The organism is Chitinophaga eiseniae (assembly GCF_012641265.1).
Classification (GTDB): Bacteria; Bacteroidota; Bacteroidia; order Chitinophagales; family Chitinophagaceae; genus Chitinophaga; species Chitinophaga eiseniae_A.
Map to the genome: position 1 here is coordinate 1 of NZ_JABAHZ010000015.1, position 13,330 is coordinate 13,330.

The window sequence follows — 13,330 nt, forward strand, 5'->3', positions numbered from 1 at the left end:
CATACCCAAATTTAACTACCCTGACCAACACTTGAAAGTCTTTTTTTCAACCAGATTATCTGGATAAATCAGCCCTTTTTTCTCAAAATTAAAGAGGGTGCCTCAAAATTACTTTTGAGACACCCTCTTTCTTTTATGTGTAAGGTTTATACCGTTTGAACAACGATATAGGTTTTTCCTTTTTGCAACAGAATATATTTATCTCTCAGCAAAGATTCGGCATTTACGATCATATCAATGCCGGAAGCTTTTACTTTATTAATGCTTACGCCGCCGCCCTGTACCATTTTGCGGGCTTCGCTTTTGCTGGGGAGTAAACCACTTTCTGCGGCCAGGCTCACAATGTCTTTACCCGCTTCAATTTCTGTCCTGGAAATCTCATACTTCGGAATGTTGTTGAGTAAATCCATCAGATCCTCTTCAGAGAGAGACGATAATAGCGCAGCGGTATCCTTATTGAATAAAATAGAAGATGCTTCTACCGCAAAGTTGTAATTCTCTTCACCATGGATGAAGATGGTTACTTCTTTAGCGAGGCGTTTTTGAAGCAGTCGCTGTCCGGGATCCTGCCTGTGTTGCGCAATGAGGTCTTCTATCTCGGGTTGTTCCATGAAGGTGAAAATCCGGATATAGCTTTCTGCATCTACATCGGTTGATCTCAGCCAGAACTGGTAGAACGCGTATGGAGAGGTACGTTTAGGATCCAGCCATACGGTACCGGATTCGGTTTTCCCGAATTTGGTGCCATCGGCTTTCTTAATTAGCGGGCAGGTAAAGGCGAAGGCTTCACCGCGGGCTTTCCGGCGTACCAGTTCAGTACCGGTAACAATGTTACCCCATTGATCGGAGCCGCCCATCTGCAGTTTGCAGTTTTTGGCGGTATACAAATGATAGAAGTCGTATCCCTGTATGAGCTGATAAGTAAATTCGGTGAATGACATCCCGTTGTCGCCTTCGATCCTTTTTTTAACGGAATCTTTGGCCATCATGTAGTTAACCGTGATGTGTTTACCAGTGTCGCGGATAAAATCGAGGAAGGAAATGTGCTGGAACCAGTCGAAATTATTCACCATTTCTGCCGCATTGGGTTTGGCAGGATCAAAGTCGAGGAAGCGTTCCAGCTGGGCTTTAATACCGGCCACATTTTTTTGTAGGGTATCCAGGTCCAGCATTTTTCTTTCTTCCGCTTTAAAAGAGGGGTCGCCTACCATTCCGGTAGCGCCGCCCACCAGCGCCAGGGGCTTATGTCCTGCCTTTTGCAGGTGCACCAGCAGCAGGATGGGTACCAGGCTACCGATGTGCAATGACTCCGCAGTAGGGTCAAAACCAATGTAGGCAGTGGTCATTTCCTTTTGCAGTTGCTCTTCCGTACCAGGCATCATATCCTGTAGCATACCCCGCCAGCGCAGTTCTTCTATCAGATTCATGATTTTAATAACAATTTTTGCAAACCTACATAAAAATGTCTGAACTGCAGGGGGAGAAGTGGTGAGAGGGGAGTAGGGAGAAAAGAAAAGTCCCGTTGCGAAGCAACGGGACTCAAACATTACATATTTTTAAGGCATTTCGCCAGGCTATCTCTCCAGTAAGGCACTGCGATGCCGAAGGTAGCTTTTATCTTTTCTTTATTCAGCACACTGTAGGCGGGCCGCTTAGCGGCTGTTTTATACTTATCAGAGGTAACAGGGGAAATGCGGGTAGTCGCATTGGTCATCTCTTTGATGGCAATGGCAAAGTCGTACCAGCTGGTAACTCCCTCGTTACTATAATGATAAACGCCGCCCAGGGCTGCATCAGGGTTTACTGTTTTATATTGCAGTATATCCAGAATGGCCACCGCCAGGTCGCCGGCATAGGTAGGGGTACCTGCCTGATCAAAAACCACGTTTAATTCCTGTTTTTCCTGCATCAGTTCACGCATACGCTTTACGAAGTTGACTGCATATTCCGAATAGAGCCAGGAAGTACGGAGTACAATGGTTTGTTCATTGTAGCCGATAGCTGCGGCTTCGCCCCGAACTTTGGAGGCGCCGTAGATGCTCTGAGGATCGGTTTCATCTTCTTCCGTGTAGGGCACGTTTTGCCGGCCGCTAAATACGTAGTCAGTAGAAATGTGCAGCAACTGGCTATTATGTTGCGCACAGATTTCCGCGAGCGCAAGTACTGCCTGGAAATTCAGGAGAAAGGCGTTGTCTTCGTCTTCTTCTGCTTTGTCTACCGCTGTATAAGCCGCGCAGTTGATACAGGCGTCAATCGGTTGTGCGGAGAAATAAGCCGCCAGTGCATCGGCATTGGTAATGTCGAGATCCTGGTAATCAGTGAATAACAGGTTAAATTGTGGATAATCACCGGCTACTTTCTGCAAGGCCTGGCCTAGTTGACCGTTTCCCCCGGTAACAAGAATATTTTTCATGGCAATGATCAGCTGTTAAAAATAAAATTATGTTGTACGTCTGCCAGCTTAGGCAGGATCAGGTCTTTTTCAGAAACGATCGCATCTTTAAGATCAATTCCCCAGTCTATCTCTAAGGCAGGATCGTTATAGACGATGCCGCCTTCGCTGTTTTTGTGATAAAAATTATCGCATTTGTACATTACTTCTGCGGTTTCACTGATCACTGCGTATCCATGTGCAAATCCTTTTGGAACCAGTAGCTGTAACTTGTTTGCCGCACTCAGCTCTATTGCAAAAGATTTACCATAGGTGGGAGAGCCTTTGCGGATATCTACCACCGCATCAATAATCCTTCCCTCCAGTACTCTTACTAATTTAGTTTGGGCATATGGTTCCAGCTGGTAGTGAAGCCCCCGAAGTACGCCATATACAGACCTGGCCTGATTATCCTGAACAAATTTATAATCAATGCCTTCAGCACTGAAAGTATTGGCATTGTAGCTTTCAAAAAAATAACCACGATGATCACCCAATACTTTTGGTTCGTAAATTAAAAGACCGGGTATACCCGTTTGTTGAAAAGGCATGAGTAATAACTATCTTTTTTGATATTGTTCGTTATAATATTTCTGATAATCTCCGCTGGTTACATTTTTGAGCCACGCTTCATTCTCCAGGTACCAGTCCACCGTTTTTTCAAGGCCTTCTTCAAATTGAAGCGAAGGCTCCCAACCCAGTTCCTTATTCAGTTTGGTAGCGTCTATGGCGTAGCGGAGATCATGCCCTGCACGATCTTTCACATAAGTGATAAGTTGTGCCGAGGTACCTTCCGGACGTGCCAGTTTCTTATCCATAATCTTACACAGCAACTGAATGAGATCGATATTCTTCCACTCATTAAAGCCACCAACATTATAGGTATCTCCTATTTTACCATGATGGAAGATCGTGTCAATAGCCCTGGCATGATCATTCACAAATAACCAGTCCCGGACATTCTCTCCTTTACCATATACCGGTACAGGTTTGTTATTTTTAATATTATGTATTGCCAGCGGAATCAGCTTCTCTGGGAAATGATGCGAACCGTAGTTATTGGAACAATTAGAAATAACAACCGGCAAATGATAGGTGTGATGGTAAGCCATCACAAAATGATCTGAACTGGCCTTGGAAGCAGAGTAGGGAGAGCGTGGATCGTATGCAGTTGTTTCGAGGAAAAATCCTTCTTCTCCCAACGAACCATATACTTCGTCGGTGGAAACGTGATAAAACAGCTTTCCTTCCATGTTGTCTTTCCAATGCTTTTTAGCACTGTTCAGTAACACAGCTGTGCCCAGTACATTGGTTTTGATAAATGCCAGGGGATCCATGATAGAGCGGTCTACGTGGCTTTCTGCAGCCAGGTGTATTACACTGTCAAACTGGTATTTTTCGAAGAGTTGCTCAATAAAAGCTTCGTCCGTAATATCTCCTTTTTCAAAAGAATAGTTAGGTTGTTCCTTTACGTCTACCAGGTTTTCAAGATTACCTGCATATGTGAGCGCGTCCAGGTTCACAATCTGGTAATCCGGGTATTTATTAACAAATAACCGTACTACATGGGAACCAATGAAACCCGCTCCGCCTGTAATCAATAATTTCCGCTTCATTGACGGTAAAATTTAATTTTTATTTTAATAACGCTTTTTTAAAGTATTCATATGTAATCTTCAGGCCTTCCTGACGATTCACTTTAGGCTCCCATCCTAGTAAAGTACGGGCTTTGGTGATGTCGGGCTGACGCTGTTTCGGATCATCTTTTGGCAACGGGTGATATACGATTTTTTGTTTAGCTCCCGTTAAGGCAATGATTTCTTCCGCAAATTGATTCAGGGTGATCTCCTGTGGATTGCCAATGTTTACAGGTAGGTGGTAATCACTTAATAATAAACGATAAATACCTTCTACCAGGTCGTCGACATAGCAAAAAGAGCGTGTCTGGCTACCATCCCCAAATACAGTAAGGTCCTCGCCATTCAATGCCTGGCTCATAAATGCTGGTAAAGCCCTTCCGTCATTGAGACGCATACGTGGACCATAGGTATTGAAGATACGAATGATACGCGTTTCAACTCCATGAAAATTGTGATAAGCCATGGTAATAGACTCCAGGAATCTTTTGGCCTCGTCATATACTCCTCTGGGGCCGACCGGGTTTACATTCCCCCAGTATTCTTCCGGCTGCGGATGAACATTGGGATCGCCATATACTTCTGATGTGGAGGCCACAAGGATACGAGCCTTTTTTTCCTTGGCAAGTCCCAGCAGGTTATGTGTTCCCAAAGACCCCACTTTCAGGGTTTGAATAGGCATCTTCAGGTAATCTATCGGGCTGGCAGGAGATGCAAAGTTTAATATATAGTCCAGTTTCCCTGGTATATGCACAAATTTGGTGACATCATGATGGTAGTACTCAAATTCCGGCAAAGGAAAAAGGTGTTCAATATTCTTGATATTACCAGTAAGCAAGTTATCCATGGCAATAACATGGTAGCCTTCTTTTATAAAGCGGTCGCAGAGATGGGATCCAAGGAAGCCTGCTGCACCGGCAATAAGTATTCTTTTCTTTTCCATACGTCAGGTATAAATATTAAAGCATAGCAGGTATACGTCCAACACTTTCGTAGTGATATCCCAGCTCCTTCATACGACTTACTTCGAAAAGGTTTCTGCCATCAAAAATGGCTTTATTTTTCAAACTCGCGGAAATTTTATGGAAATCCGGGGTCCTGAATACGCTCCATTCGGTAGCAATGATAAGGGCATCGGCATTATCCAGGCAGGCATACTGATGATCAGCATAGGTGATCTTATCACCCAGCACATGCTTCACATTAGGCATTGCTTCCGGATCAAAAACAGTTACCGTAGCGCCTTCTGCCACCAAAGCGTCAATGATATATAACGCTGGCGCTTCCCTGATATCATCTGTATTAGGCTTGAATGCGAGCCCCCATAACGCGAAGTGCTTGCCATTCAGATTATTTTCAAAAAAGGCTTTTATCTTGGGAAGTAAAAATAATTTCTGCTTTTCATTTACATCCATTACCGCATTCAGAATTTTAAATTCATAGTCGGCATCTTCAGATGATTTAACCAGTGCCTGTACATCCTTGGGAAAGCAGCTACCTCCATATCCAATGCCAGGAAACAGGAAGCGTTTGCCAATACGGTCATCACTGCCAATGCCCCTGCGAACCATGTCTACATCAGCGCCCAGCTTCTCACAGAGAATAGCGATTTCATTCATAAAAGAAATCTTGGTCGCCAGGAAGGAATTAGCGGCATACTTGGTCAGCTCGGCGGATTTTTCATCCATGAACAAAATGGGATTTCCCTGCCGTACAAACGGAGCATACAATTCACCCATTACTTTGCGTGCCCGCTCTGACATGGTACCAATTACTACCCTGTCAGGTTTCATGAAATCATCTACTGCTACTCCTTCCCGCAGAAATTCAGGGTTGGAAACTACATCAAATGGGATTTTACAGTTTTGGGCAATGGCAGCTGTTACTTTTTCGGCAGTACCTACCGGCACGGTACTTTTGTCCACTATTACTTTGTAACCGGTCATAATTTTGCCTAAGTGAGCCGCTACATTGAGCACAAAGGAAAGGTCCGCTGAACCATCGGCTCCTGGTGGGGTAGGAAGGGCCAGGAAAATTACTTCAGCTTCGCGGATGCCATCCTCCAGACTGGTGGTAAAAGACAGGCGTCCCTCTTTTAGATTACGCTCAAATAGTTTCTCCAATCCTGGTTCATAAATAGTAATCTGACCAGATGAAAGCTTGTTTACTTTGCTGGCGTCAATGTCTACACAGGTGACATCATTTCCTGTTTCGGCAAAACAGGTACCTGTTACGAGGCCTACGTAACCGGTACCTACAACGGTAATCTTCATGTTGGGGGATTGTTTAAGAATGATTTAACAGACTGGATTATGAGTTCCAGTTGATCGGGATCCATTTCAGTGTGTATTGGTAAGGAAATCACCTTACTGGTGAGATTATCGGTTACGGGAAGATTGAACGCTGCACCGCCGAAGTGCTCGAACATTTTTTGGCGATGTGCAGGAACTGGATAATAAATCATAGCTGGCACTCCTTTGGAAGCCAGGTACTGCTGCAACTCATTTCTGTCGGCATCATGAAGCTGCAGGGTATATTGATGAAACACATGATAACTATTGGCCGCACGATAAGGGGTGGTAATCTGCGGTATGCCGGCAAATGCGGCATCATAAGCATTGGCTACCGCCCGGCGGGCAGCGATGTATTCATCCAGCAACGGTAACTTGATACGTAATACGGCTGCCTGTACGGAATCTAAACGGGAGTTGCAACCTACTACATCATGATAATAGCGGGCGGACTGGCCATGATTGGCTACCATACGGATTTTTGCCGCCAGTTCGTCATCATTGGTGAATAAAGCGCCTCCATCTCCATAGCATCCCAGGTTTTTGGAAGGAAAGAAAGAAGTACAGCCTATATGTCCGATAGTACCTGCTTTCTTTTTGCTGCCATCTTGAAAAGTATAATCAGCGCCAATTGCCTGGGCATTGTCCTCTATCACGTACAGCTGGTGTTTGGCGGCAACGGCCATCAGAGGCTCCATATCCGCAACGTGTCCATATAAGTGTACCGGCACAATAGCCTTGGTTTTAGGGGTAATCGCTTTTTCCACTGCAGCTATATCCAGGCAGTAGGTCTGCGGGTCAATATCCACGAAAACAGGCTTTAACTGTAGCAAAGCAATGACTTCGGCAGTAGCAATAAAAGTAAAAGAAGGAGTAATAACTTCATCGCCAGGTTCCAGTCCTAACGCCATCATCGCAATCTGAAGGGCATCTGTGCCATTGGCGCAAGGTATCACGTGTTTCGCGCCCAGATACGTTTGTAATTCACCGGTAAATTGCTGTACCGCCCCTCCGTTAATAAAGGCCGAGCTTTCCAGAACTTCTTCGATGGCTGCATTTACCTGTGATTTAATCTTCGTATACTGGCGTTTCAAGTCCACCATCTGAATAGGAACCATATGATCGTATATTTTTATTTTATGTAAAGTGTGCAAATTTACAAATTTTGAGATTGGATGAGGATTATCTTTGCATTCATCCGAAAATTAAGTAAAAGTACGCATGGGAATGGTAGCAATAGGCATTTATAATGCCGGACTTCAATTATATAGAGCCGGCGTACAGCTGGCAGCTATGGCTGGCAAAACAAAGGCGCAGCGCTGGCTCAATGGCCGGCAACACTGGCAATCCCGTATGCGCCAGGAGATAGCCGGCCCCATTGTCTGGATTCATGCCGCCTCCCTGGGTGAATTCGAGCAGGGTAGACCCGTTTTGGAGGCCATCCGTACTACTTATCCCTCCTATAAAATTTTATTAACTTTTTTTTCGCCCTCCGGTTACGAGGTAAGGAAAAATTACAAAGGAGCCGATTTTATTTATTACCTGCCCCTCGATACCCGGCGCAATGCCCGGGAACTGTTGGATATTGCACAGCCCGCATTGGCCATCTTCATCAAATATGAATTCTGGTACCATTATCTCACAGAACTCTATACACGTAAGATTCCTACTTTGTTGGTATCCGGCATTTTCCGCAAAGAGCAGGTCTTCTTTAAAGGCCATGGAGCTATGTTCCGTCAGCTATTACAACAACTGACGCATATTTTCGTTCAAAACGAAGCCTCTCTCCGGCTATTACAAGGGATCGGGTTACGAAATGCCAGCGTCAGCGGCGATACCCGCTTTGACCGGGTATCGGCTTTATTACAGGAACATACCGACCTGCCTGAAATATCGTCCTTCATTGGCGGCTGCCAGGTAATCGTAGCCGGCAGCACCTGGCCCGAAGATGAGAAACTGCTGAGCGAATGGTGGCAACAGGAAAGCCGGCCCGGGCTAAAGCTGGTTATCGCTCCCCATGAAATTCAGGAGTCACATATACAGGACATCCTTACCCTGTTTCCTGCTGCCCGGCGGTTTTCTGCTCTCAAAACAGATCAAACAGCTAATGGCCAGGTCCTGATTATCGATAATATCGGAATGCTTACTACGCTGTACCGCTACGCTACCATCGCATATGTGGGAGGAGGATTCGGGAAGGATGGGATCCATAATCTACTGGAACCAGCCGTGTACAGTAAACCTGTTGTTATTGGTCCGGAGTACAGTAAGTACTTCGAAGCTGTGGAACTGGTGGCCGCAGGGGGGGCATTGGTGATCACAAATGCCGCACAACTGCATACCTGCGTACAACAATTATTACAGCCAGGGGAAATATACCCCCGCATTGCCGCGATTGCCGGAAATTACGTAGCCGCCAATACCGGGGCTACCCGGAAAGTATTGGATTATATTCAGGAAAATCGTTTCCTGAGCAGGGAATAGAACTGTTGCACCAGGTGGTGGTCGTCTTCCCAGCCCTGGATAATTTTTATTTCACGCTGGAGCCAGTAATCAGCCTCCTGCAGACTACCGCATTCATTGATGGTTTTAATAGAACGCTCATACAAATCGCTGTCGCCACGGAAAAGCTCCTGAATAAACTGGTATTTGTCGTTGATGCCAATGGCATGACGCAGGTCGTGTATGGGCATATCGCCCAATTTTTGGGCTACTTCCACCTTTTGTTGACGCAGGCGGTCGTTTAGGGATAACCCGTTTACAGGTTCTTGCGCCTTATTTTCCCGGGATGTGGCCGGAACAGGGACATGTGCAGCTATTTCATCGAAAAGTGTGGCTGGTTTAGGCTTTTCCGGCACTGGTATATGCGCCACAGGGGCTGGGGCCGGCTGGGGAATCACGGCCGGTTCAGGTGCCGCTATGGGCGCAGGCGCCTGGGCAGTGGCTGCCCGGCTGTTGATATCTTCAACGGGGGCAATATGATTGAATGTAGGGACATCATGCAACCGCGCCGCCCGACTGTTGATATCTTCTGCTTCGGACGATATTTCGGGAACGGTCACTACCTCCAAGGATTTATTTGATGGTAATGTTGTAGTTTGCGCCGCAGTTGGCTCAGCCACCGGAATGGCAACGGGTTGTTGCACCGGCATAATTACCGCAATGGTATTACGCTGGGACGATTGTACCTGTTGCTGATGTTGCAGGGTACGTACATGTAACACTTCGGCCTGCAGCAATTGTACATAGTACGAAATAGCGGACAGGTCGGCGCCAGAATTTTTCAATTCCTGTAGTTTCTCAATTAATGCATTAATTTTTTCCATGCCTTAATTGTTAACGGGTGAGAGATGAAAATATTTTATTCTCATAAAATTAGAATATTTTAATTAATTAATAATCAAATTAGTATAATATGTTTATTGAACCTTCTCTTGCAGGAGGGCGGAGGGGCTGGATTGAAGTAATTTGCGGCTCCATGTTTTCGGGAAAAACCGAAGAACTGATCCGCCGCCTGAAACGTGTACATATCGCCAATTTAAAGGTGGAAATTTTCAAACCTGCGATAGATATCCGGTACGATCAAGGCGCCATTACTTCGCACGATGAAAACAAGATTGTTTCTACACCAATTGAAAATTCTCAGCAAATCCTGTTACTGGCCCAGGATGTAGATGTAGTGGGTATTGATGAGGCCCAGTTCTTCGACGATGAGCTTCCCAATGTATGTGATCAGCTGGCTCTCAGGGGAGTACGGGTAATTATAGCCGGGCTGGATATGGATTATACCGGTAAACCTTTCGGCCAGATGCCTTTCCTGTTGGCCAAAGCAGACTATATTACCAAGCTGCACGCCATCTGTGTAAAATGTGGGCATATTGCCAATTATTCCTACCGGAAGTCTGCTTCCAAAGAAACATTACTGCTGGGAGAAAAAGACGTATATGAACCGCGGTGTCGGCATTGCTATTATGAAAATGTATAATGATTATAAAAGGAAAAGCCCACCACTGGTGGGCTTTTCCTTTTATAATCATTATACCATCAGGTATGTTGTTTTACCTTAAACGTAAATTTCTTCTGTGTCAGATAGCTGAAAATAACCACCAGCGCAGTGGTACATATTTTCCCCACGGTAGGGTAAAAATGCAGATGATCCACAAAAATCTTCATCAGCAGGTAATTCAGTAAAATACAGATCCCCACTAACACGAAGTACCGGAACAGCTGTACCCGGCCCCTTAGATTGGAGTCCGAGAAAACAACGTATTTGCTGAGCAGGAAGCCGGTAGGAAAGGTAACCGCCATAGACATGAATAAGGCGGCGATATGCGCGCTCATATTAAAAAATACCAGGTGCACCATTTGCTGATGCAGCACGAAATTGTAACACACGAAATACAGGAATATGTCCAGCACGGTATTTCCACCGCCACAGGCGAGGTACCGGAAGGTTTGCCAGGGCAACACCTTCGAAAAGGGCTGATAGAAGAACCTGAGTATCTGAAGTATGGCGTTTCGTAGCATCATAAAAATAGGCGCAAAGTTATACGTTTTCCGGGTTTTCGGAAACACTTTAACGAAAGTTAACAACTGTACAGGGTTATCTTAACATATTCCTTTTTTTCCAGGGAGAAGAAACGGAATGGGTGTTGATAGCTGCTTCCTGTAAAGTTATATTTTGTTGCTGCCATACATACGCAGCTAAAATAGCTGCCAGCTTATTGATATCGGCAGACTCCGCTTGTAATGCCTGTGGTGTGAAATATTTACCAATAAAATTGGTATCGAATTTTCCTTCAATAAATGCAGGTTGCTGTAATGCCCAATGACCAAAGGGAAGCGTGGTTTTAATCCCTTTTACCAGGTATTCTTCAATGGCTCGCAGCAAACGGTGCCTGGCTTCCTCCCGGTCGCTACCCCAGGCAATCAGCTTGGCAATCATCGGGTCATAATAAATAGGAATATCCATTCCCTGTTCATATCCATCGTCTACTCTGATGCCATATCCCTGCGGACGGATGTAAGTTTCCAGTTTCCCCGTATCGGGCAAAAAGTTATTGGCCGGATCTTCTGCACAAATGCGCAATTCAATAGCGTGGCCGTTTATTTTAAGGCTTTCCTGAGTAAAGGAAAGTTTTTCCCCCCGGGCTATCTTAATCTGTTCTTTTACGAGATCCAATCCGGTGATCAGTTCTGTAACAGGGTGCTCTACCTGTAAACGGGTGTTCATTTCCAGGAAATAGAAATTGAGTTGCTCATCTACCAGGAATTCCACGGTACCTGCGCCATAATAGTTACAGGCCCGGGCTACATCTACAGCACATTGTCCCATGGCGGCGCGGATCGCCGGCGTAAGACAGGAAGACGGGGCTTCCTCGATCAATTTCTGGTGCCGGCGCTGGATAGAGCACTCCCTTTCAAATAGATATACGCAGTTGCCATGGCGATCCCCCAGCACCTGGATTTCAATATGACGAGGGGCGCCCACATATTTTTCAATGAATACCGCATCATCGCCAAAGGCGCTCAGGGCTTCACTTTTAGCTAATCTTATCTGTTCTTCCAGTTCTTCCGGTGCATTCACCACCCGCATTCCTTTACCGCCACCGCCTGCAGAAGCCTTGATAAGTATAGGAAAACCGGTCTTTTTCACCACTTCCCGGGCTTCTTCCACACTGCGCAAAGGGGTTTCTGTACCCGGTACCATCGGAACGCCAAATTTCTGGGCAGCCTGTTTGGCGGCCAGTTTACTCCCCATCACCTCTATAGAAGCGGCAGATGGCCCGATGAACGTAATACCGGCATCGGTTACCTGTTGCGCAAAACGGGCGTTTTCACTTAAAAATCCATATCCCGGATGAATACCATCCACCTGCTTTTCTTTGGCTACTGCAATGATTTTTTCGCCCAGCAGATAAGATTGATTGGAAGGGGCAGGGCCAATGCAAACCGCTTCATCTGCATATTGTACAAACGGCATGGTGCGATCGGCTTCGGAATAAACCGCCACCGTTTTAATGCCCATTTCACGTGCCGAACGCATAATGCGTAATGCTATTTCTCCCCGATTGGCAACCAGAATTTTATTCATTACTCTTTTTTATGGAGGGGCTAATATACTTTTTTTAAAGCATAAAGGGAGAAGCATTATCCTTTATGCTTTATGCTATCTTTGCGGCTGATCATGAAAAAAGATAATCCTCTACGGCAAACATTGACCCTGGTAAAAAAAGACCTTACGCTGGAATTGCGCCAGCAATATGCCTTTTATGGAGTACTGCTCTATATTGTGGCTACGGTTTTTGTTATCAACCTGATGATGGGAAGACCGGACGATAAGGTATGGAATGCCCTTTTCTGGGTAATACAGCTGTTTGTAGCGGTAAACGCGGTAGCCAAGAGCTTTATGCAGGAAAACCGGGGACGCCTGCTATATTTCTATTCTATCGTCAATTCCCGGGTGTTTATTGCGGCTAAATTAATTTACAATACCATACTCATGGCGCTGATGAGCATTATCGCCCTGATATGCGCCGTGGCTTTCCTGGGCAATCCTATTCTCCATCCGGCCTATTTTATTGGAATGGTATTACTGGGAGGCACCAGTTTATCCCTGCTGTTTACCATGCTGGCGGCTATTGCAGCCCAGGCCAACCATAACGCCGCCCTGATGGCAGTGATGGGATTCCCGCTGATTATGCCGGTGCTGATGCTGCTGGCCAATATCTCCCTGTCGGCCTTTGTAACGGTATACCAGCCCGAACTGCCCAGGATGTTCCTCCTGCTGGGGGGAATGGATATCCTCGTAATTGCCCTGACAATGATACTTTTCCCGTTTCTGTGGAAAGACTGATATTAGAAATATCAAAGAAAAGGCTCACTTCTGTAAACGATATTTAACGGGGATTTGCTGCTGTTGGATAAACTTAAAATCCCCGAAAAGCTTTGTGATTAGGTTTAAAACGTGT

Annotated in this window: 13 protein-coding genes; 3 read left to right on the plus strand and 10 right to left on the minus strand. The window is 45.6% G+C overall.

All coding sequences use genetic code 11. The annotated features are described in order from the left end of the window. Positions 1–146: 146 nt before the first annotated feature. From tyrS to HGH91_RS30480, 7 genes are all read right to left on the minus strand, one after another. Complete coding sequence (gene tyrS / locus HGH91_RS30450) at positions 147–1,427, minus strand: tyrosine--tRNA ligase (protein WP_168743017.1); 1,281 nt, start codon at positions 1,425–1,427, stop codon at positions 147–149. Between the two features lie 119 nt (positions 1,428–1,546). Beyond that, positions 1,547–2,413: a dTDP-4-dehydrorhamnose reductase gene (gene rfbD / locus HGH91_RS30455; RefSeq protein WP_168743018.1), complete on the minus strand. Its 867-nt coding sequence runs from the start codon at positions 2,411–2,413 to the stop codon at positions 1,547–1,549. 8 nt (positions 2,414–2,421) lie between these two features. Further along, positions 2,422–2,982: a dTDP-4-dehydrorhamnose 3,5-epimerase gene (gene rfbC, locus HGH91_RS30460; protein WP_168743019.1), complete on the minus strand. Its 561-nt coding sequence runs from the start codon at positions 2,980–2,982 to the stop codon at positions 2,422–2,424. Positions 2,983–2,991: 9 nt separating this feature from the next. Next, on the minus strand, positions 2,992–4,047 hold the full coding sequence (gene rfbB / locus HGH91_RS30465; RefSeq protein WP_168743020.1) for a dTDP-glucose 4,6-dehydratase: 1,056 nt from the start codon (positions 4,045–4,047) through the stop codon (positions 2,992–2,994). A 19-nt stretch (positions 4,048–4,066) separates the two neighbouring features. Then, entirely contained in the window at positions 4,067–5,011 is a 945-nt protein-coding gene (locus HGH91_RS30470) for a UDP-glucuronic acid decarboxylase family protein (RefSeq protein WP_168743021.1), read from the minus strand. A 16-nt stretch (positions 5,012–5,027) separates the two neighbouring features. Continuing rightward, on the minus strand, positions 5,028–6,341 hold the full coding sequence (locus HGH91_RS30475; protein WP_168743022.1) for a UDP-glucose dehydrogenase family protein: 1,314 nt from the start codon (positions 6,339–6,341) through the stop codon (positions 5,028–5,030). Beyond that, positions 6,338–7,477 (minus strand): DegT/DnrJ/EryC1/StrS family aminotransferase, encoded by a 1,140-nt coding sequence (locus tag HGH91_RS30480; RefSeq protein WP_168743023.1) that lies wholly within the window; start codon positions 7,475–7,477, stop codon positions 6,338–6,340. Before HGH91_RS30480 ends, HGH91_RS30475 begins: the two co-directional genes overlap by 4 nt. Before the next feature lie 103 nt (positions 7,478–7,580). Here HGH91_RS30480 and HGH91_RS30485 point away from each other — a divergent pair, with 103 nt between their 5' ends. Continuing rightward, positions 7,581–8,843, plus strand: coding sequence for a 3-deoxy-D-manno-octulosonic acid transferase (locus HGH91_RS30485; protein WP_247651894.1), 1,263 nt, complete (start codon positions 7,581–7,583; stop codon positions 8,841–8,843). Here the strand turns inward: HGH91_RS30485 and HGH91_RS30490 are convergent. Then, positions 8,813–9,685, minus strand: coding sequence for a hypothetical protein (locus HGH91_RS30490; protein WP_168743024.1), 873 nt, complete (start codon positions 9,683–9,685; stop codon positions 8,813–8,815). The genes HGH91_RS30485 and HGH91_RS30490 overlap by 31 nt on opposite strands. Before the next feature lie 89 nt (positions 9,686–9,774). Between HGH91_RS30490 and HGH91_RS30495 the strand changes: the two genes are divergently transcribed. Beyond that, positions 9,775–10,344, plus strand: coding sequence for a thymidine kinase (locus tag HGH91_RS30495; protein WP_168743025.1), 570 nt, complete (start codon positions 9,775–9,777; stop codon positions 10,342–10,344). A gap of 59 nt (positions 10,345–10,403) precedes the next feature. Here HGH91_RS30495 and HGH91_RS30500 read toward each other — a convergent pair whose 3' ends face one another. Both HGH91_RS30500 and accC read right to left on the minus strand, forming a co-directional pair. Next, positions 10,404–10,889, minus strand: a complete 486-nt coding sequence (locus tag HGH91_RS30500; protein ID WP_247651895.1) for a GtrA family protein — start codon at positions 10,887–10,889, stop codon at positions 10,404–10,406. A gap of 73 nt (positions 10,890–10,962) precedes the next feature. Then, complete coding sequence (gene accC, locus HGH91_RS30505) at positions 10,963–12,453, minus strand: acetyl-CoA carboxylase biotin carboxylase subunit (protein WP_168743026.1); 1,491 nt, start codon at positions 12,451–12,453, stop codon at positions 10,963–10,965. A gap of 93 nt (positions 12,454–12,546) precedes the next feature. Between accC and HGH91_RS30510 the strand changes: the two genes are divergently transcribed. Then, complete coding sequence (locus tag HGH91_RS30510) at positions 12,547–13,215, plus strand: heme exporter protein CcmB (RefSeq protein WP_168743027.1); 669 nt, start codon at positions 12,547–12,549, stop codon at positions 13,213–13,215. The last annotated feature ends 115 nt before the right edge of the window (positions 13,216–13,330 follow it).

Coding starts and splice junctions, on each gene's coding strand:
- tyrS (WP_168743017.1), bottom strand. CDS start 1,427: ATGAATCTGATAGAAGAACTGCGCTGGCGGGGTATGCTACAGGATATG.
- rfbD (WP_168743018.1), bottom strand. CDS start 2,413: ATGAAAAATATTCTTGTTACCGGGGGAAACGGTCAACTAGGCCAGGCC.
- rfbC (WP_168743019.1), bottom strand. CDS start 2,982: ATGCCTTTTCAACAAACGGGTATACCCGGTCTTTTAATTTACGAACCA.
- rfbB (WP_168743020.1), bottom strand. CDS start 4,047: ATGAAGCGGAAATTATTGATTACAGGCGGAGCGGGTTTCATTGGTTCC.
- HGH91_RS30470 (WP_168743021.1), bottom strand. CDS start 5,011: ATGGAAAAGAAAAGAATACTTATTGCCGGTGCAGCAGGCTTCCTTGGA.
- HGH91_RS30475 (WP_168743022.1), bottom strand. CDS start 6,341: ATGAAGATTACCGTTGTAGGTACCGGTTACGTAGGCCTCGTAACAGGT.
- HGH91_RS30480 (WP_168743023.1), bottom strand. CDS start 7,477: ATGGTTCCTATTCAGATGGTGGACTTGAAACGCCAGTATACGAAGATT.
- HGH91_RS30485 (WP_247651894.1), top strand. CDS start 7,581: ATGGGAATGGTAGCAATAGGCATTTATAATGCCGGACTTCAATTATAT.
- HGH91_RS30490 (WP_168743024.1), bottom strand. CDS start 9,685: ATGGAAAAAATTAATGCATTAATTGAGAAACTACAGGAATTGAAAAAT.
- HGH91_RS30495 (WP_168743025.1), top strand. CDS start 9,775: ATGTTTATTGAACCTTCTCTTGCAGGAGGGCGGAGGGGCTGGATTGAA.
- HGH91_RS30500 (WP_247651895.1), bottom strand. CDS start 10,889: ATGATGCTACGAAACGCCATACTTCAGATACTCAGGTTCTTCTATCAG.
- accC (WP_168743026.1), bottom strand. CDS start 12,453: ATGAATAAAATTCTGGTTGCCAATCGGGGAGAAATAGCATTACGCATT.
- HGH91_RS30510 (WP_168743027.1), top strand. CDS start 12,547: ATGAAAAAAGATAATCCTCTACGGCAAACATTGACCCTGGTAAAAAAA.